The sequence below is a fragment of the Acidovorax sp. GW823-FHT05D11 genome, assembly GCF_058795695.1.
The window spans coordinates 4,145,554-4,163,464 of sequence record NZ_CM179502.1 but is presented as its reverse complement, the minus strand read 5'-3'; the positions used below and the strand labels follow the sequence as shown (position 1 = coordinate 4,163,464).

Sequence of the window (17,911 nt, the reverse complement as noted above, 5' to 3'; positions counted from 1 at the left end):
GTACCCGTGGATGGCGTTCAGGCACCATCCACGGACCGGCTGCGGCGCCCATCCCATGGCGCAGCGGCATCCTTCGTTCTCCAGCCATGCCACGCTCCTCCGACACCCGGGAACCTCCCCTCTACCGCCAACTGGCGGGCTTGTACGAGCAGGCGATCGCCGCGGGCAGCCTCAAGTCCGGCATGCGCATGCCGTCCGTGCGCGAACTGTGCCAGCGCCATCAGGTGAGCCTGACCACGGCGCTGCAGGTGCTGCGCCACCTCGAATCCCAGGGTTGCGTGGAGGCGCGCGAGCGCGTGGGCTACTTCGTGCGCGAACTGGGCGGCGTGGCGCTCCCGGAGGCGCGCGAACCCGAGGTGCATGAACCGCTGGCCAGCGACCCCCAAGCCTTTGCGGGCATCAATGAGCGCATTTCGGTCTTTCTGGACAAGGCCCGCCGTGCAGGCCCCCTGCCGCTGGACCTGGGCAGCGCGATGCCGGCGCCCAGCCTGTTCGATGCGAAGGCGCTCAACCGGCTTGCCCATGGCCTGCTGCGGGAGCAGCCGGACATCCTGGTGTATGGCCCTTCGGCACCCACGACGCATCCCGAGTTCCAGCAGGCCATGGCGCGGCATGCGCTCACCTTTGGCGTGTGCGTGGCCCCGGCGGACATCGGCGCCACCCACGGAAACTCCGAGGCGGTGAATCTGGCGCTGGATGCGGTGGCCGGGCCGGGCGACGTGATTGCGGTCGAATCCCCCACCTTCTTCGGCATCCTGCAGGCCATCGAGGTGCGCGGGCTGCGCGCGCTGGAGATTCCCTGCAGCCCCCACACCGGCATATCGCTGGAGGCGCTGGAACTGGCCGCGCGCAACGAGCCGCGGCTCAAGGGCGTGGTGGTGGTTCCTCATCTGCAGATGCCGCAGGGCAGCGTGATGCCCGACGCGCACAAGGAGCGCCTGGTGGCGCTGTGCGTGGAGCATGGCCTGGCCCTCATCGAGGACGATATCTACCGCGAATTCGTGGAGTCGCCGCATGTGCTGCGCCCCGCCAAGGCCTGGGACCGGCCGGGCGATGCGGGGCAGGTGATCTATTGCGCCTCGCTCAGCAAGAGCTTCGCCCCCGGCCTGCGCCAGGGATGGATGAGCGCGGGGCGCTGGCAGGCCCGGGTGCAGATGCTCAAGTTCGCCCGCACGCGCAACATGCAGACGTGGTCGCAGCTGCTGGCCGCGCGCAGCGTGGATTCCCCGGCCTATGAACGCCACATGCGCCGCATGCGTGTGCAGCTGCGCCTGCAGCGGGAGCAGTCCGCGCGGGCCGTGGCCCGCTACTTTCCGACCGGCACGCGGCTGAGCCTGCCTCCGGGAGGGTTGAGCCTGTGGCTGGAGCTGCCGGCCGGCATTTCGTCCACGCTGCTGTACGACCAGGCGCTGCAAAACGGCATCCGCATAGCCCCCGGGCCCATGTTCACCAACACGGGGCGCTATGAACATTTCCTGCGCCTGAGCTGCGGCATGCCCTTCACCGCGCAGGTGGAGGAGGGCTACCGCACGCTGGGTGCCTTGATGGCGGACCAGCTGGCCGTGCGGGCACCCGCCTCGCGCAAGGTTGCCTAGGGGGCCGCCAGCGCTGCCCTGCGCACGGCTCTGGGCAGGCGCAGGCGGAAACAGGCATAAAAAAACCGCCCGGGGTCCGGGCGGTTCTTTGGGGAGAAAACGAGGCTGAACGATTACTTCAGCTTCATTTCCTTGTATTCCACATGCTTGCGAGCTTTTGGATCAAATTTCATGATCAGCATTTTCTCGGGCATGGTCTTCTTGTTCTTGGTCGTGGTGTAGAAGTGGCCGGTACCCGCAGTGGATTCCAGCTTGATCTTGTCGCGTCCGCCTTTGCTTGCCATGGTGCTTCTCCTTAAGCCTGACCACGTGCGCGCAGGTCTGCGAGCACCGAGTCGATACCGTTCTTGTCGATCAAACGCAGGGCAGCGCTCGAAACACGCAGGCGAACCCAGCGGTTTTCGGTCTCGACCCAGAAACGGCGGTATTGCAGGTTCGGCAGGAACCGGCGCTTGGTTTTGTTGTTGGCGTGGGAAACATTGTTTCCGACCATGGGCTTCTTGCCCGTTACGTCGCAGACGCGTGCCATGAGGACACTCCGATACTTTTAACGGCCGTTCGCTGGGCCCTGGGGTTGTTTCCCCGGGTTGGCTTGCGGCCTCACCTCGCCAGAATAAAGGGTGGCGGTAACCCGATTTGCCTGTTTCGAAAGGACCGCAAAAACGGGCCGAATTCAGCAAAGCCGCAGATTATAGCCTGATGCCCAGTTTTTGATCAACTCTCCTGTTCCAGGAAGCGCTGGGCGTCCAGCGCGGCCATGCAGCCCGTGCCGGCGCTGGTGATGGCCTGGCGGTACACGTGGTCCTGCACGTCGCCCGCGGCGAAGACGCCCGGCACGCTGGTCTGGGTGGCAAAACCCTTGAGCCCGCCCTGGGTGATGATGTAGCCGTTTTCCATCTCCAGCTGGCCCTGGAAGATCTCGGTGTTGGGCGCATGCCCGATGGCGATGAAGCAGCCTTGCAGCTGGATGTCTTGCGTGCTGCCGTCCTTGGTGCTCTTGATGCGGATGCCGGTCACGCCGGTGTTGTCGCCCAGCACTTCGTCGAGCGTGTGGAACAGCTTGAGCTCGATCTTGCCCGCCGCGACCTTCTCGTTGAGCTTGTCCACCAGGATGGGCTCTGCCTTGAACTTGTCCCGGCGGTGCACCAGGGTGACCTTGCGGGCGATGTTCGACAGGTACAGCGCTTCTTCCACCGCCGTATTGCCGCCGCCGACCACGCAGACGTCCTGCTCGCGGTAGAAGAAACCGTCGCAGGTCGCGCAGCCGGACACGCCCTTGCCCATGAAGGCCTCTTCCGAAGGCAGGCCCAGGTACTTGGCGGAGGCGCCCGTGGCCAGGATCAGCGCGTCGCAGGTGTAGGTGCCGCTGTCGCCGATGAGCGTGAAGGGGCGCTGGCTGAAATCGACCTTGTTGATATGGTCGAAGATCACCTGGGTCTTGAAGCGCTCGGCGTGCTCCAGGAAGCGCTGCATCAGCTCGGGGCCTTGCACGCCGTGCACGTCGGCGGGCCAGTTGTCCACCTCGGTCGTGGTCATCAGCTGGCCGCCCTGGGCCATGCCGGTGATGAGCACCGGGTTCAGGTTGGCGCGGGCGGCATAAACCGCAGCGGTGTAGCCCGCAGGGCCAGAGCCAAGGATCAGAACTTTCGCGTGTTGGGTGGTGGACATGGTAAAAGCCTGTGTTTTGCGCCCGCTACATGGGGCGCTGTTGGGAAAGCTGGGGCTGAGCCGCCGAGTATCAACCGGCGGCCGTGGGTGCAAGCGGCCCCTTTTTCAATCACGGCGATTGTAAGAACCCATTGATGACCTGTTGCGACTCCGGTTGGGTCGCGCACCTGAGAGGAGAAGTTTTCATGTCGACGATGTTGTCCAACCTGGACCTGCTGCGCCGGGTTCCGCTGTTCTCGCTGCTGACGGTGACGCAGGCCGAGGTGATCAGTGGCGCGGTGATCAAGCGCCGCTTCAAGCGGGGCGAGGCGCTGGTGGAGCAGGGGCAGAAGTCCAATGCGCTGTTCATCCTGCTCACGGGACGCGCCCGGGTGATGACCTCCGACAGCCGGGGGCGCGAGGTGATCCTGGCCACGCTCTCGCAGGGCGACTACCTGGGCGAGATGAGCATCATCGACAATGAACCCCATTCGGCCACGGTGCGTGCCGAGGTGCAGACCGACGTGCTCATGCTCGGCCGCGCCGAGTTCGCCCGCTGCCTGACCGAGAACGCCTCGATGTCGCTGGTCGTGATGCGCGGCCTGGTCAAGCGCCTGCGCCATGCCGACCGCAAGATCGAGTCGCTGGCGCTGCTGGACGTGTACGGCCGGGTGGCCCATGCGCTGCTGGACTTCGCGCTGCCGGATGCCCAGGGCCAGCTCGTGATCAAGGACAAGATCTCGCGCCAGGACCTGGCCAAGATGGTGGGCGCCTCGCGCGAGATGGTCAGCCGCGTGATGAAGGACCTGGAAGAGCGTGGCTTCGTCGAGGTCCTGCCCAGCGGCGCCACCCTGCTCAAGGAGCGGCTGAACGCCCTGGGTTGACGGCGCCGCGGTGTGGCTGCCTTTCGGCACACACCCTCTGCGGTGCTTGGGGTAAGCTCGCCCGGCACGCATATGACCTATTCCCTCAATACCCTGAATGCATCGGCGGCGGCCAAGTCGCCGCCCCGCACGGGCGCTGCCCGTTTTGGCCATGAAATCGGCCTCATGGTGGGGCTGCTGGCCCTGGTTTTCTGGCTTCTGGCCCTGTTCAGCTATTCGGCGCAGGATGCCGCCTGGTCCACCTCGGGCGTCCGGGGCGGGCGTTTGGTCGCCAACTGGGCGGGCCGGTTCGGCGCGTGGCTGGCCGATGGCAGCTACTTCGCGCTGGGGTTTTCGGTGTGGTGGTGCGTGGCGGCCGGCGTGCGCGCCTGGCTTTCGTCGCTGGCGCGCTGGATGCGCGGCGGAGAGTCCGTTGCGGGGGCCGCGGGCCCGATGCGGCGGCGGGCACTTTTCTGGGCCGGCCTGGTGGTGCTGATGTGCTCCAGCACCGCGCTGGAATGGTCGCGCCTGTACCGGTTTGAATCCTTCCTGCCCGGGCATGCCGGTGGCGTGCTGGGCTACATCATGGGCCCCGCCAGCGTGAAGTGGCTGGGCTTCACGGGCTCGGGCCTGCTGGCCATCGTGCTGGCGGTGCTGGGCGCGGCGCTGGTGTTCCGCTTCTCGTGGGGCCACGTCGCGGAGTTCGTGGGCGGCCGCATCGACGCGCTGGTGCAGTCGCGCCTGGCCCAGCGCGAGGTGGCCAAGGACGTGGCCGTGGGCCGCAAGGCCGCGCGCGAGCGCGAGGTGGTGGTGCTGGAGGAGCGCACCGAGAGCGAGGTGCACCATCCCGAGCCCATCCAGATCATCGAACCCGTGCTGGTGGAGGTGCCGCAGAGCACCCGCGTGGTGAAGGAGCGCCAGAAGCCCCTGTTCACCGAGATGCCCGACAGCAAGCTGCCGCTGGTGGACCTGCTCGACGGCCCGCTGCAGCGCCAGGAGACGGTGGCGCCCGAGACGCTGGAGATGACCAGCCGCCTCATCGAGAAGAAGCTCAAGGATTTCGGCGTGGAGGTGCGCGTGGTCGCGGCCATGCCCGGTCCGGTGATCACGCGCTACGAGATCGAGCCCGCCACGGGCGTGAAGGGCTCGCAGATCGTGGGCCTGGCCAAGGACCTGGCGCGTTCGCTCAGCCTGGTGTCCATCCGCGTGGTGGAGACCATCCCGGGCAAGAACTACATGGCGCTGGAGCTGCCCAACGCCAAGCGCCAATCCATCCGCCTGTCCGAGATCCTCGGCTCGCAGGTCTACCACGAGGCCAAGAGCATGCTCACCATGGGCCTGGGCAAGGACATCGTGGGCAACCCGGTGGTGGCAGACCTCGCCAAGATGCCACACGTGCTGGTGGCTGGTACCACGGGCTCGGGCAAGTCGGTGGGGATCAACGCGATGATCCTCTCGCTGCTGTACAAGGCCGAGGCGCGCGATGTGCGCCTGTTGATGATCGACCCCAAGATGCTGGAAATGTCGGTCTACGAAGGCATCCCGCACCTGCTGGCGCCCGTGGTGACCGACATGAAGCAGGCGGCGCACGGCCTGAACTGGTGCGTGGCCGAGATGGAGCGCCGCTACAAGCTCATGTCCAAACTGGGCGTGCGCAACCTGGCGGGCTACAACGTCAAGATCGACGAAGCCAAGGCGCGCGAGGAGTTCATCTACAACCCCTTCAGCCTGACGCCCGAGGAGCCCGAGCCCCTGCAGCGCCTGCCGCACATCGTGGTCATCATCGACGAGCTGGCCGACCTGATGATGGTGGTGGGCAAGAAGATCGAGGAGCTGATCGCCCGCCTGGCGCAGAAGGCGCGGGCGGCCGGCATCCATCTGATTTTGGCCACGCAGCGGCCCAGCGTGGATGTGATCACCGGCCTGATCAAGGCCAATATCCCGACCCGCATCGCGTTCTCGGTGGGCTCCAAGATCGACAGCCGCACCATCCTGGACCAGATGGGCGCAGAAGCCCTGCTGGGCATGGGCGACATGCTCTACATGGCCAGCGGCACCGGCCTGCCGATACGGGTGCACGGCGCCTTCGTGTCGGACGAGGAAGTACACCGTGTCGTCAGCTACCTCAAGGAACAAGGGGAGCCGGACTACATAGATGGCGTGCTCGAAGGCGGAACTGTGGATGGCGAGGGGGATCTGTCAGGGGAGGGCGGCGGCGACGGGGGTGAGAAGGACCCCATGTACGACCAGGCCGTCGAAGTGGTGCTCAAGGACCGCAAGGCGAGCATCTCGTACGTGCAGCGCAAGCTGCGCATTGGCTACAACCGCTCTGCGCGTTTGCTGGAAGACATGGAAAAGGCGGGCCTCGTCAGTGGCCTGACCACCAGCGGCCAGCGCGAGGTTTTGGTGCCGGCGCGCAGCGAGTGACCCGGGCGGGGCGCCAAGCCCGGCCCATGCCCCTTACAGGAGTTTTTGTTGAAAAAGATCGCCACTGCAATTTTGATAGCTGCCAGCGCAACACTGGCAAGCGCTGATGGCCTGAAAAGCCTTGAGTCCTTCATGAAGGGCACGCAGACCGGCCGGGCAGATTTCAGCCAGACGGTGACCTCGCCGCCCAAGGACGGGCAGACCGCGCGCACCAAGAATTCCAGCGGCAGCTTCGAGTTCCAGCGCCCCGGGCGCTTCAAGTTCGTCTACAAGAAACCTTTCGAGCAGACCATCGTGGCCGACGGCCAGACCCTGTGGCTCTACGACGTGGACCTGAACCAGGTCACCCAGCGCGCACAGGCGCAGGCCCTGGGCACCACCCCGGCGGCGCTGCTGGCCTCGGCGCCCGATCTGTCGGCGCTGAAGGCCGAATTCACGCTGGAGTCCGCGCCGGACCAGGATGGCCTGCAGTGGGTGCTCGCCAGCCCCAAGGCCAAGGACGGCCAGCTCAGGAGCGTGCGCGTGGGCTTTGCCGGCGAGCAGCTCGCGGCGCTGGACATCCTGGACAGTTTTGGCCAGCGCTCGCTGATCCGTTTCACCGGCATGCAGGCCAATGCCGCGCTGCCCGCCGGCACGTTCCAGTTCAAGCCCCCGGCCGGGGCGGACGTGGTCAAGCAGTAACGTTCTGCAGCGGCCGGTTGCCGGTGCGTGGATTTCCGGCTTGCTATTGAATAGATAGCTATTGGCGCCTTCCGGCAGGGCGCTGGCGGCCACAAGGGACCGCAAGGATGGCGCTGGCTGCCCGGGCGCGGCTCACCCCAGCAGCAGCAAGGCAAGGCCGATGGCGGCCGGCACGGACTGGATGAACAGGATCTTGCGGCTGGCCGTGGCCGCCCCATACAGGCCGGCGACCAGCACGCACAGCAGGAAGAACACCTTCACGCCCAGACCGGCGTCTCCCAGCGTCAGCCCCCAGAACAGGCCTGCCGCCAGGAATCCGTTGTAGAGCCCCTGGTTCGCCGCCAGCACCTTGGTCGCGGCGGCCTGCTCGCGGGATTGGCCAAAGGCGCGCCGTCCGGCGGGCTTTTCCCAGAGGAACATCTCCAGCACCAGGATGTACACGTGCAGGAGGCCGATCAGACCGACGACGATATTGGCGGCAAGGGACATGAAAACTCCATGCGGTGGTGGCAGGCAGGGGCCGCGGGTGCGGTGCGAGGGCACCACGGTAATCCATTTCAGGCCGTGGGTGTTGCCCGGCACAGTCACCTGGGCGCGCCAGGTCGTGGGCGTGCCTCCCCTTGCGCGCGCGGCGAAGAAAGAAAGAGTGCTGCCGGCGGCCTGGTTCCCGACGGTGCCCTTGCCGGAGCGCGGCGGCCGGTTGTGTTGGAATGGCGGCATGAAGACCGTTTTCCGCCTGCGCACCCGGGCCGCGCAGCCAGCCGATCCTTGCGTGCCTGGCGCCCTGTCGCGCCAACTGCCCTCTCTGCATGCCCTCGCCATCGGGCCGCGCGCCCCGGCCGCCCGTTCTGGCGCCCGCGCCGCGGGGGACTGAGATGGCCGCCCGTAACGCCCCCCCAGAAACCTCGCAGGCGCTCCACCGCCCCCTGGCCGAGCGCCTGCGGCCCCGCACGCTGGGCGAGGTGATCGGCCAGCAGCATGTGCTGGGCCCGGGCATGCCGCTGCGGCTCGCGTTCGAGTCGGGCCGCCCGCACAGCTGCATCCTCTGGGGGCCGCCCGGCGTGGGCAAGACCACCATCGCGCGCCTGATGGCCGATGCGTTCGATGCGCAGTTCATCAGCATCAGCGCCGTGCTGGGCGGGGTCAAGGACATCCGCGAGGCCGTGGAACGCGCCGAGGCAGCGCGCGACGGGCTGATGCAGCAGCGCACCATCGTCTTCGTCGACGAGGTGCACCGCTTCAACAAGAGCCAGCAGGATGCCTTCCTGCCGCATGTGGAGAGCGGGCTGTTCACCTTCATCGGCGCGACCACCGAAAACCCCTCGTTCGAGGTGAACTCCGCGCTGCTGTCGCGCGCCGCCGTCTATGTGCTGCAGCCGCTGTCCGAGCAGGATTTGAAGCAGATTGTGGCCCTGGCCCAGGCGGAGCAAGCGCTTCCAGCTATTGAAGATGTAGCAATCGAGCGCCTGGTGGCCTACGCCGACGGCGATGCCCGCCGCCTGCTCAACACGCTCGAAACCCTGGCGATGGCGGCGGCCCAGGAGAAGCTGCCGGAGATCACCGACGCCTGGCTGCTCAAGGTGCTGGGCGAGCGCATGCGCCGCTACGACAAGGGCGGCGAGCAGTTCTACGACACCATCAGCGCGCTGCACAAGTCGGTGCGGGGCTCCGACCCCGACGCCGCGCTGTACTGGCTGGTGCGCATGCTCGACGGCGGTGCCGATCCGCGCTACATGGCCCGCCGCCTGGTGCGCATGGCCAGCGAGGACATCGGCCTGGCCGACCCGCGCGCGCTGCGCCTGGCGCTGGATGCGACCGAGGTGTACGAGCGCCTGGGCAGTCCCGAGGGCGAACTGGCCCTGGCTGAATGCGTGGTGTACCTGGCCGTCGCACCCAAGTCGAACGCGGTCTACAAGGCCTACAACGCGGCCCGCGCCTGGGTGAAGAAGGACGGGACCCGCCCCGTGCCCATGCACCTGCGCAATGCACCAACCCAGCTCATGAAGCAGCTGGACTACGGCAAGGGCTACCGCTACGCGCACGACGAGGAGGGCGGCTTCGCGGCGGGCGAGAACTACCTGCCCGAAGGCATGCCGGAGCCCGGTTTCTACGCGCCGGTGGAGCGCGGGCTCGAAATCAAGATCGCACAGAAGTTGCGTGAACTGCGGGACCGCAATGCGTCGGCCGATTCCGGAGACGGGCAGGGCGGCGGCACCTGATCGGCCGGCAGGGGCGGGGGGCGCGCCCCCTCATGCCGATTTGGCATGAATTGGGTAATAAGTTCGCACATCAATTTTTCTGCTTGCATCATGTGCGCTTATGAATTGCGTTGCCCGCTGATGTGGCCCCAACCCGAGGGAAAACCCCGCCCGGCTTGGCGGGGGCCGCTTGTGACTACTCGCTACAATCCCGTCCACAAACCCGCACAGCTGCACTTCTGGCGGGTTTTTTGCTAGATGGCAGTCGGGCCCACAAGGCTGTACCGATTCCGGTGCCAAAGCGGTGGGTACGTTACAAACGAAGGACTTCTCTTATGGACATTTTGCTGCAACAGATCATCAACGGTCTGGTACTCGGCAGCATGTACGCCTTGATAGCCTTGGGCTACACCATGGTGTACGGCATTATTCAGCTGATCAATTTCGCCCACGGCGAGGTGCTGATGATCGGGGCTCTGACCAGTTGGAGCTGTATAGGAATGATGCAGGCCGCGATGCCGGGCGCGCCTGGCTGGCTGATCCTGCTGCTGGCGACCCTCATTGCCTGCGTGGTCGCCGCGACGCTCAATTTCGTGATCGAGAAGGTGGCCTACCGGCCCCTGCGCAACAGTCCGCGCCTGGCACCCCTGATCACCGCCATCGGCATGTCGATCCTGCTGCAGACGCTGGCGATGATCATCTGGAAGCCCAACTACAAGCCCTATCCCACGATGCTGCCCAGCACGCCGTTCCAGGTCGGCGGCGCCTTCATCACCCCCACGCAGATCCTGATCCTGGGCGTGACGGCCGTGGCCCTCGCTTCCCTCGTGTACCTGGTGAACCACACCAACCTGGGCCGCGCCATGCGCGCCACGGCCGAGAACCCCCGCGTGGCCTCGCTCATGGGCGTCAAGCCCGACATGGTGATCTCCGCCACCTTCATCATCGGCGCCATCCTGGCGGCCGTGGCCGGCATCATGTATGCCTCCAACTACGGCACGGCGCAGCACACCATGGGCTTCCTGCCCGGGCTCAAGGCCTTCACGGCAGCCGTGTTCGGCGGCATCGGCAACCTGGCCGGCGCGGTGGTCGGCGGCATCCTGCTGGGCCTCATCGAAGCCATCGGCTCGGGCTACATCGGCACGCTCACGGGCGGCCTGCTGGGCAGCCACTACACCGACATCTTTGCGTTCATCGTGCTCATCATCATCCTGACGCTGCGCCCCTCGGGCCTGCTGGGTGAGCGTGTGGCGGATCGCGCCTGAGGAGCCTAGGACCATGAAGAACACCAAAACCAACTGGATCATCGGCGCCGTCGCGCTGCTGGTGCTGCCGCTGATCCTGCAATCCTTCGGCAACGCCTGGGTGCGCATCGCCGACCTGGCCCTGCTGTATGTGCTGCTGGCCCTGGGCCTGAACATCGTGGTGGGCTACGCCGGCCTGCTGGACCTGGGCTACGTGGCGTTCTACGCCGTGGGCGCCTACCTGTTTGCCTTGATGGCTTCGCCGCACCTCGCGGACAACTTTGCGGCCTTTGCCGCCATGTTCCCCACCGGACTGCACACCTCGCTGTGGCTGGTCATACCGTTGGCGGCATTGCTCGCGGCGTTCTTCGGGGCGCTGTTGGGAGCCCCCACGCTCAAGCTGCGGGGCGACTACCTGGCCATCGTCACGCTGGGCTTCGGCGAAATCATCCGGATCTTCCTGAACAACCTGGACCACCCCGTCAACCTGACCAACGGCCCCAAGGGCCTGGGCCAGATCGACTCGGTCAAGGTCTTTGGCCTGGACCTGGGCAAGCGGCTGGAGCTGTTCGGCTACGACATCAACTCGGTCACGCTGTACTACTACCTGTTCCTGATCCTGGTGGTGATCTCCATCGTGATCTGCTACCGCCTGCAGGATTCGCGCATCGGCCGCGCCTGGATGGCCATCCGCGAGGACGAGATCGCCGCCAAGGCCATGGGCATCAACACCCGCAACATGAAGCTGCTGGCCTTCGGCATGGGCGCTTCGTTCGGCGGCGTGTCGGGTGCGATGTTCGGTGCGTTCCAGGGCTTCGTGTCGCCCGAGTCGTTCAGCCTGATGGAGTCGGTCATGATCGTCGCCATGGTGGTGCTGGGCGGCATCGGCCACATCCCTGGCGTGATCCTGGGGGCCGTGCTGCTGTCGGCCCTGCCCGAGGTGCTGCGCTACGTCGCCGGTCCGCTGCAGGCCATGACGGACGGCCGCCTGGACTCCGCCATCCTGCGCCAGCTGCTGATCGCGCTGGCCATGATCGTCATCATGCTGATTCGCCCCCGCGGCCTGTGGCCCTCGCCTGAGCACGGCAAGAGCCTGACGCAGAAGACCTGAAGCAGAACACCACCGAAAGTTAGCAATGACAGAGAAATCCAATGAAGTGGTGCTGAAGGTCGCCGGCATTTCCAAGCGCTTTGGCGGCCTGCAGGCCCTGTCCGACGTCGGGATCACCATCCAGCGCGGCCAGGTCTATGGCCTGATCGGCCCCAACGGAGCGGGCAAGACCACGTTCTTCAATGTGATCACGGGCCTGTACACCCCCGACAGCGGCACGTTCGAGCTGGCCGGCAAGGCCTACGAGCCCACCGCCGTGCACGAAGTGGCCAAGGCAGGCATCGCCCGCACCTTCCAGAACATTCGCCTGTTCGCCGAGATGACGGCGCTGGAGAACGTGATGGTCGGCCGCCACATCCGGACCAAGTCCGGGTTGCTCGGCGCCGTGCTGCGCACCAAGGGCTTCAAGGAAGAAGAAGCCGCCATCGCCAAGCGCGCGCAGGAGCTGCTTGACTACGTGGGCATCGGCAAGTTCGCCGACTACAAGGCGCGCACCCTGAGCTACGGTGACCAGCGCCGCCTGGAAATCGCCCGCGCCCTGGCCACCGACCCGCAGCTGATCGCCCTGGACGAGCCCGCCGCCGGCATGAACGCCACCGAGAAGGTGCTGCTGCGCGAGCTGATCGACCGCATCCGCAACGACAACCGCACCATCCTGCTCATCGAGCACGACGTGAAGCTGGTGATGGGCCTGTGCGACCGCGTGACGGTGCTTGACTACGGCAAGCAGATCGCCGAAGGCAACCCCGCCGAAGTGCAGAAGAACGAAAAAGTGATTGAGGCCTATCTGGGCACCGGAGGACATTGAGAATGGCCGAAAAATCCAACAAGGTACTGCTGCAGGTCAAGGGCCTGAAAGTGGCCTACGGCGGTATCCAGGCCGTCAAGGGCGTGGACTTCGAAGTGCGCGAAGGCGAGCTGGTCTCGCTGATCGGCTCCAACGGCGCCGGCAAGACCACCACCATGAAAGCCATCACCGGCACCCTGGGCATGAACGATGGCGACATCCTGTACCTGGGTGAAAGCATCAAGGGCAAGGGCGCCTGGGACCTGGTGAAGAAGGGTCTGGTGATGGTGCCCGAGGGCCGTGGCGTGTTCGCGCGCATGACCATCACCGAGAACCTGCAGATGGGCGCCTACACGCGCAGGGACAAGGCGGGCATCCTGGCCGACATCGAGAAGATGTTCACCATCTTCCCGCGCCTGCGCGAGCGCAAGGACCAGCTGGCCGGCACCATGTCGGGCGGCGAGCAGCAGATGCTGGCCATGGGCCGCGCGCTCATGAGCCAGCCCAAGGTGCTGCTGCTGGACGAGCCCTCCATGGGCCTGTCGCCCATCATGGTGGACAAGATCTTCGAGGTGGTGCGCGACGTGTACGCCCTGGGCGTGACCATCCTGCTGGTGGAGCAGAACGCGAGCCGCGCGCTGGCCATTGCCGACCGCGGCTACGTGATGGAGTCGGGCCTCATCACGATGACGGGCCCCGGCCAGGAACTGCTGAGCGACCCCAAGGTGCGGGCGGCCTACCTGGGCGAGTAACCCGGCTGCCGCGCATTGGGCGCCGTGGGCGCCACCGGAAAAAAGGCACTGCCCAGCCGCAGTGCCTTTTTTCATGGCGGCACGAACCGCCGCCGGCAGGAAGGCGTCTGTGCTTGATTTGCTATTTATTTCGTAGCAAAAAAGGATGGTGCGTCAGGCGCCATGGGCTTGTTTTGTCCATAATCTGGCCCCTTGCCGTCTTTCTGCCGTCCGCGCTGCACCGCCATGAACGCCCTGCAATCCCTGCCGATCTCGCTCCAGACCGTCCTGCTCCTGGTCGCCAGCAATGTCTTCATGACCTTTGCCTGGTACGGGCACCTCAAGAACCTGGCCACGTCGCCCTGGTACACCGCCGCGCTGGTGAGCTGGGGCATCGCCCTGTTCGAGTACCTGCTGCAGGTGCCGGCCAACCGCATCGGCTTCACGCAGTTCAACGTGGGCCAGCTCAAGATCATGCAGGAGGTGATCACGCTGGCCGTGTTCGTGCCGTTCGCGGTGTTCTACATGGGCCAGCCGCTGAAGTGGGACTACCTGTGGGCGGGCCTGTGCCTGGTGGGTGCGGTGTACTTCATCTTCCGAAGCGCCTGAGCCCGCCCGCGCCCCGGCGGGGCGGACGGTTAAACTCCCCGGGTCACGGAACAGTCATGTTTCTGTCATGACGCCGTCCCTCTTTTCAGAAATCCGATCCCCCTCCAGGAGCCCCCATGCTGTTTGCCAAGCTGTTGCCACGCGAAGGCAATTTTTTTGAAATGTTCAACCAGCATGCGGACCGCATCGTGGAAGCGGCCCGCGCTTTTTCGCAACTGGTGGCCAATTACAACGACCCGCACCTGCGCGACAAGTACAACCAGGACGTGGACAACGCCGAGCGTGCCGCCGACCGCGTGACGCACGAGGTGAACAAGGCCATCCACAAGACTTTCATCACCCCCATCGACCGTGAGCAGATCCACACGCTCATCAACACCATGGACGATGTGGCTGACCTGATCCAGGATTCCGCCGAAACGATGGCGCTCTACGACGTGCGCCACATGACCGAGGAGATCACGCGCCTCACGGACCTGAGCCTCAAGTGCTGCGAACGCCTGCGCGACGCCGTCAAGCTGCTCGACAAGATCGCCGACCCGGCCGTGGCCGAGGCCGCGCTCAAGACCTGCGAGGAGATCGACAAGCTCGAGTCCGACGCCGACCGCGTGATGCGCAGCGCCATGAGCAAGCTCTTTCGCGAGGAGCCCGATGTGCGCGAGGTGATCAAGCTCAAGGCGATCTACGAGCTGCTCGAGACGATCACCGACAAGTGCGAGGACGTGGCCAACTGCATCGAGGGCATCGTCCTCGAGAACTCCTGATCCCCGCGGGCTGACCAGCATGGAAACCGTACAAACGGCCCTCTGGGTTGTGGTCCTGCTCGTGGCGCTGGCGATCCTGTTCGACTTCATGAACGGGTTCCACGACGCCGCCAACTCCATTGCCACGGTGGTCTCCACCGGCGTGCTCAAGCCCGCGCAGGCGGTGCTGTTCGCGGCATTCTTCAACTTCGTGGCGATCTTCGTCTTTCACCTGAGCGTGGCCGCCACGGTGGGCAAGGGCATCGTGCAGCCCGGCGTGGTGGATACGCACGTGGTGTTTGGCGCCCTGGTGGGCGCCATCACCTGGAACGTGATCACCTGGTACTACGGCATTCCCAGCAGTTCCTCGCATGCGCTCATCGGCGGCATCGTGGGCGCGGTGATCGCCAAGGCGGGCGCCAGTGCGCTGATCTCCGCCGGCATCCTCAAGACCGTGGCGTTCATCTTCGTCTCGCCGCTGCTGGGCTTCACCCTGGGCTCGATCATGATGGTGGCGGTGGCCTGGATCTTCCGGCGAACGCGGCCGAGCAAGGTGGACAAATGGTTCCGCCGGCTGCAGCTGGTGTCTGCGGGCGCTTACAGCCTGGGCCACGGCGGCAACGATGCGCAAAAGACCATCGGCATCATCTGGCTGCTGCTGATTGCGACGGGGTATTCTTCGGCGTCTGACGCATCACCACCGACCTGGGCCATCGTGAGCTGCTATGTGGCCATTGGCCTGGGCACCATGTTCGGCGGCTGGCGCATCGTCAAGACCATGGGCCAGAAGATCACCAAGCTCAAGCCCGTGGGCGGCTTCTGCGCGGAGACGGGTGGGGCGATGACGCTGTTTCTTGCGACCACACTGGGCATCCCGGTCTCGACCACGCACACCATCACGGGTGCGATTGTCGGCGTGGGCTCCACCCAGCGCGCCAGCGCTGTGCGCTGGGGTGTGGCGGGCAACATCGTCTGGGCCTGGATACTGACCATCCCGGCCAGCGCGTTCGTCGCGGCCGTGGCGTACTGGATCAGCCTGCAGATGTTCTGAGCCTGGAATCCTTGATTTGCTATTAGATATGTAGCTAACAAGGCAATTCAGATAAGCGCTAACGCCCCAATTGAATGCAAATTCAATGGGGCGTTTGTCCTGGTGCCAGCGGGGTCACTGCGAGATCTTGCGGGCTTCCTCGATCTGGTACTCGAAATACCGTTGAAAGCTGAACGCGAGGCTGGCCATCAGCACGGCGGTGCCGACCATCAGCGAGACCACGATGGCGCCGATGGTGATCCATTGCGTCCTGCCGGCCGGGGCGTCGGGTGCGGCGGCTGGGTTGTAGCGCGCGTTCCACGCCTCGGGTGTTTTCAGCGCGAACAGGATGGCCTGCAATGCGCAGCCGGCGATCGTGAAGCCCAGCAGGGGAATCAGCATCCAGCTGTAGTGGTCGTCCTGGCCGAGCTGCTGCACGCGCTGAATGCCGTAGATGCCCAGCGCCGTGGGAATCGGCAGCAGCCAGCCGAGCAGGTCGCCCAGGCCGTGAAGATAAAAGCGGTGCAGGCCCAGAGGGCCGCCGAGGAAGGCCAGCCAGGCGGCCAGGGTCTTGTTCTTCATCGCCGGGCCGTCCCGGGAAAAAATGCGGCTGCCTCGGGGGCCGTGGTCACACGAAGCGGGAGAGCGTGGGGGGTATGTTCCATGCCCCGATTATTCAGGCGAACTGGTATCGCCCGCGCCCAGGGTCTTTTCCATGAGCACGATGTCGCGCCAGGCGCCGAATTTCCAGCCCACCGAGCGCATGACGCCCACGTCGGTGAACCCCAGCGACCGGTGCACGCCGATCGAGCCCAGGTTGGCCGAATCGCCAATCACCGCCAGCAACTTGCGCACCCCGGCCGCCTCGGCCTGGACGGCCAGCTCGGCGAGCAGCTTGCGGCCCACGCCCATGCCGCGGGCGTCGTCGGCCACGTAGATCGAGTCCTCGGCCGAAAAGCGGTAGGCCGGGCGTGGCTTGAACCAGTTGGCGTAGGCAAAGCCCGTCACCCGCCCGTCCTTTTCGGCCACGATGTACGGCAGATTGCGCGCCAGCACGTCGGCCCGGCGGCCCGCCATGTCGGTTTCGGTGGGCGGATCGATCTCGAAAGTGCCTGTCCCGGTCAGGACGTGGTGGGCATAAATGGCGGTGATGGCCGCGATATCTTCGTCGCGGCTGGGGCGGATGGTAGGCATTTGCGGGGAAGTGGATATAATCGTGGGCTTTGCAGCGTGTCGCTGGCCGGGTGGCCATGTCGCGTGTCTCAAGCGTTGCGAATATGGTTGCGAACACTGTGGCTCAAGGCAAATGTTGCCGGAGTTCACCACCCGAAGGATAAATCATGGTCGTCATTCGACTCTCCCGCGGCGGCTCCAAGGGCCGTCCTTTCTTCAATATCGTCGTTGCTGACAAGCGCGTGCGCCGTGACGGCCGCTTCATCGAGCGCATCGGCTTCTACAACCCCACCGCCAAGGAATCCGAAGAAGGCCTGCGCATCGTGCAAGACCGTCTGACGTACTGGAAGAGCGTGGGCGCCCAGTCCTCGCCTACCGTGGACCGCCTGATCAAGCAAGCCGCCAAGAAGGCTGCTTAAAGCTCCCTGAAAAGGGCGGGTTCCGTCGGCTTGCCGCGCGGAACCCGCCCTTTTCCTATTCTGGAATCACCACCATGGCCGCCACCCTGACCCTCGAACCTGCCGAGCTGCCCCCCGATGCCATCGAAGTGGGCCGCATCGCCGACGCCTGGGGGGTCAAGGGCTGGTTCAAGGTGCTGCCCCACAGCAGCAGCCCCGAGGCACTGTTTTCCTCCAAGCGCTGGTACCTGCAGCCGTCCGAGCGCGGGGCCAGGACGTTCACCGGGACCGTGCTGCTGCCCATCCGGCAGGCCAAGGACCATTCCGACACCGTGGTGGCCTGGGCGCAGGGCATTGACGACCGCAATGCCGCGGAGGCCTTGCGCGGCGCGCGCATCTTCGTGCCGCGATCGAGCTTTCCGTCCACCACGGACGACGAGTACTACTGGGTCGACCTGATCGGCCTTGCGGTCCTCAACCGCGAAGGCGTGGCGCTCGGCGAGGTGCGGGAGCTCATGTCCACCGGTCCGCAGACGGTGCTGGTGCTGGCCTACGAGCAGGACGGCAAGGCGCTGGAGCGCATGATTCCCTTTGTCTCGGCCTTCGTCGACAAGGTGGACCTGCCGGAAAAGCGCATCACGGTGGACTGGCAGCCTGACTACTGATCGGCATTG

The 17,911-nt window shown here is 65.5% G+C and carries 20 protein-coding genes; 14 read left to right on the top strand and 6 right to left on the bottom strand.

The window, feature by feature from the left end:
• Positions 1 to 86: 86 nt before the first annotated feature.
• On the top strand, positions 87 to 1,595 hold the full coding sequence (locus AC3RCE_RS19170; RefSeq protein ID WP_492253702.1) for an aminotransferase-like domain-containing protein: 1,509 nt from the start codon (positions 87 to 89) through the stop codon (positions 1,593 to 1,595).
• A 113-nt stretch (positions 1,596 to 1,708) separates the two neighbouring features.
• Here AC3RCE_RS19170 and rpmG read toward each other — a convergent pair whose 3' ends face one another.
• From rpmG to trxB, 3 genes are all read right to left on the bottom strand, one after another.
• The gene (gene rpmG, locus AC3RCE_RS19165; RefSeq protein ID WP_008904999.1) at positions 1,709 to 1,879 is read right to left on the bottom strand and encodes a 50S ribosomal protein L33; all 171 of its coding nucleotides are present in this window, start codon (positions 1,877 to 1,879) and stop codon (positions 1,709 to 1,711) included.
• Positions 1,880 to 1,890: 11 nt separating this feature from the next.
• Positions 1,891 to 2,124: a 50S ribosomal protein L28 gene (gene rpmB, locus AC3RCE_RS19160; protein ID WP_007859763.1), complete on the bottom strand. Its 234-nt coding sequence runs from the start codon at positions 2,122 to 2,124 to the stop codon at positions 1,891 to 1,893.
• A 185-nt stretch (positions 2,125 to 2,309) separates the two neighbouring features.
• Positions 2,310 to 3,263 carry a thioredoxin-disulfide reductase gene (gene trxB / locus AC3RCE_RS19155; protein ID WP_492253701.1) on the bottom strand — a complete coding sequence of 318 codons (954 nt, stop codon included), beginning with the start codon at positions 3,261 to 3,263 and terminating at the stop codon, positions 2,310 to 2,312.
• A gap of 185 nt (positions 3,264 to 3,448) precedes the next feature.
• Between trxB and AC3RCE_RS19150 the strand changes: the two genes are divergently transcribed.
• From AC3RCE_RS19150 to lolA, 3 genes are all read left to right on the top strand, one after another.
• Positions 3,449 to 4,126: a Crp/Fnr family transcriptional regulator gene (locus AC3RCE_RS19150; protein WP_218295729.1), complete on the top strand. Its 678-nt coding sequence runs from the start codon at positions 3,449 to 3,451 to the stop codon at positions 4,124 to 4,126.
• Positions 4,127 to 4,198: 72 nt separating this feature from the next.
• Positions 4,199 to 6,532, top strand: a complete 2,334-nt coding sequence (locus AC3RCE_RS19145) for a DNA translocase FtsK (RefSeq protein ID WP_492253700.1) — start codon at positions 4,199 to 4,201, stop codon at positions 6,530 to 6,532.
• A 48-nt stretch (positions 6,533 to 6,580) separates the two neighbouring features.
• Positions 6,581 to 7,213: an outer membrane lipoprotein periplasmic chaperone LolA gene (lolA, locus tag AC3RCE_RS19140; protein ID WP_218295727.1), complete on the top strand. Its 633-nt coding sequence runs from the start codon at positions 6,581 to 6,583 to the stop codon at positions 7,211 to 7,213.
• 132 nt (positions 7,214 to 7,345) lie between these two features.
• On the opposite strand, the gene AC3RCE_RS19135 is transcribed toward lolA, so the two are convergent.
• Positions 7,346 to 7,702 carry a DUF1304 domain-containing protein gene (locus tag AC3RCE_RS19135; RefSeq protein WP_218295726.1) on the bottom strand — a complete coding sequence of 119 codons (357 nt, stop codon included), beginning with the start codon at positions 7,700 to 7,702 and terminating at the stop codon, positions 7,346 to 7,348.
• 386 nt (positions 7,703 to 8,088) lie between these two features.
• Between AC3RCE_RS19135 and AC3RCE_RS19130 the strand changes: the two genes are divergently transcribed.
• The 8 genes from AC3RCE_RS19130 to AC3RCE_RS19095 all read left to right on the top strand — a co-directional run bounded on the left by AC3RCE_RS19130 (position 8,089) and on the right by AC3RCE_RS19095 (position 15,687).
• Complete coding sequence (locus tag AC3RCE_RS19130) at positions 8,089 to 9,432, top strand: replication-associated recombination protein A (protein ID WP_218295725.1); 1,344 nt, start codon at positions 8,089 to 8,091, stop codon at positions 9,430 to 9,432.
• A 314-nt stretch (positions 9,433 to 9,746) separates the two neighbouring features.
• The gene (locus AC3RCE_RS19125; RefSeq protein WP_218295724.1) at positions 9,747 to 10,676 is read left to right on the top strand and encodes a branched-chain amino acid ABC transporter permease; all 930 of its coding nucleotides are present in this window, start codon (positions 9,747 to 9,749) and stop codon (positions 10,674 to 10,676) included.
• 13 nt (positions 10,677 to 10,689) lie between these two features.
• Positions 10,690 to 11,766 (top strand): ABC transporter permease subunit, encoded by a 1,077-nt coding sequence (locus AC3RCE_RS19120; RefSeq protein ID WP_218295723.1) that lies wholly within the window; start codon positions 10,690 to 10,692, stop codon positions 11,764 to 11,766.
• A gap of 25 nt (positions 11,767 to 11,791) precedes the next feature.
• A complete protein-coding gene (locus tag AC3RCE_RS19115; RefSeq protein WP_218295722.1) occupies positions 11,792 to 12,574 on the top strand; it encodes an ABC transporter ATP-binding protein in 783 nt (260 codons plus the stop codon).
• Positions 12,575 to 12,576: 2 nt separating this feature from the next.
• The gene (locus AC3RCE_RS19110) at positions 12,577 to 13,305 is read left to right on the top strand and encodes an ABC transporter ATP-binding protein (protein WP_218295721.1); all 729 of its coding nucleotides are present in this window, start codon (positions 12,577 to 12,579) and stop codon (positions 13,303 to 13,305) included.
• A 225-nt stretch (positions 13,306 to 13,530) separates the two neighbouring features.
• Positions 13,531 to 13,893 (top strand): DMT family protein, encoded by a 363-nt coding sequence (locus AC3RCE_RS19105; RefSeq protein WP_218295720.1) that lies wholly within the window; start codon positions 13,531 to 13,533, stop codon positions 13,891 to 13,893.
• A gap of 116 nt (positions 13,894 to 14,009) precedes the next feature.
• Positions 14,010 to 14,657 carry a DUF47 domain-containing protein gene (locus tag AC3RCE_RS19100; protein ID WP_010463500.1) on the top strand — a complete coding sequence of 216 codons (648 nt, stop codon included), beginning with the start codon at positions 14,010 to 14,012 and terminating at the stop codon, positions 14,655 to 14,657.
• Positions 14,658 to 14,676: 19 nt separating this feature from the next.
• Positions 14,677 to 15,687, top strand: a complete 1,011-nt coding sequence (locus AC3RCE_RS19095) for an inorganic phosphate transporter (RefSeq protein WP_218295719.1) — start codon at positions 14,677 to 14,679, stop codon at positions 15,685 to 15,687.
• Between the two features lie 114 nt (positions 15,688 to 15,801).
• On the opposite strand, the gene AC3RCE_RS19090 is transcribed toward AC3RCE_RS19095, so the two are convergent.
• Together AC3RCE_RS19090 and AC3RCE_RS19085 are read right to left on the bottom strand one after the other, a co-directional pair.
• On the bottom strand, positions 15,802 to 16,248 hold the full coding sequence (locus AC3RCE_RS19090; protein WP_218295718.1) for a TM2 domain-containing protein: 447 nt from the start codon (positions 16,246 to 16,248) through the stop codon (positions 15,802 to 15,804).
• Positions 16,249 to 16,338: 90 nt separating this feature from the next.
• Positions 16,339 to 16,860 (bottom strand): GNAT family N-acetyltransferase, encoded by a 522-nt coding sequence (locus AC3RCE_RS19085; protein WP_369643082.1) that lies wholly within the window; start codon positions 16,858 to 16,860, stop codon positions 16,339 to 16,341.
• A 146-nt stretch (positions 16,861 to 17,006) separates the two neighbouring features.
• On the opposite strand from AC3RCE_RS19085, the gene rpsP reads away from it, so the two are divergent.
• The gene (gene rpsP, locus AC3RCE_RS19080) at positions 17,007 to 17,258 is read left to right on the top strand and encodes a 30S ribosomal protein S16 (protein ID WP_008904984.1); all 252 of its coding nucleotides are present in this window, start codon (positions 17,007 to 17,009) and stop codon (positions 17,256 to 17,258) included.
• A gap of 74 nt (positions 17,259 to 17,332) precedes the next feature.
• Positions 17,333 to 17,902: a ribosome maturation factor RimM gene (gene rimM, locus AC3RCE_RS19075; protein ID WP_218295716.1), complete on the top strand. Its 570-nt coding sequence runs from the start codon at positions 17,333 to 17,335 to the stop codon at positions 17,900 to 17,902.
• Positions 17,903 to 17,911 lie beyond the last annotated feature (9 nt).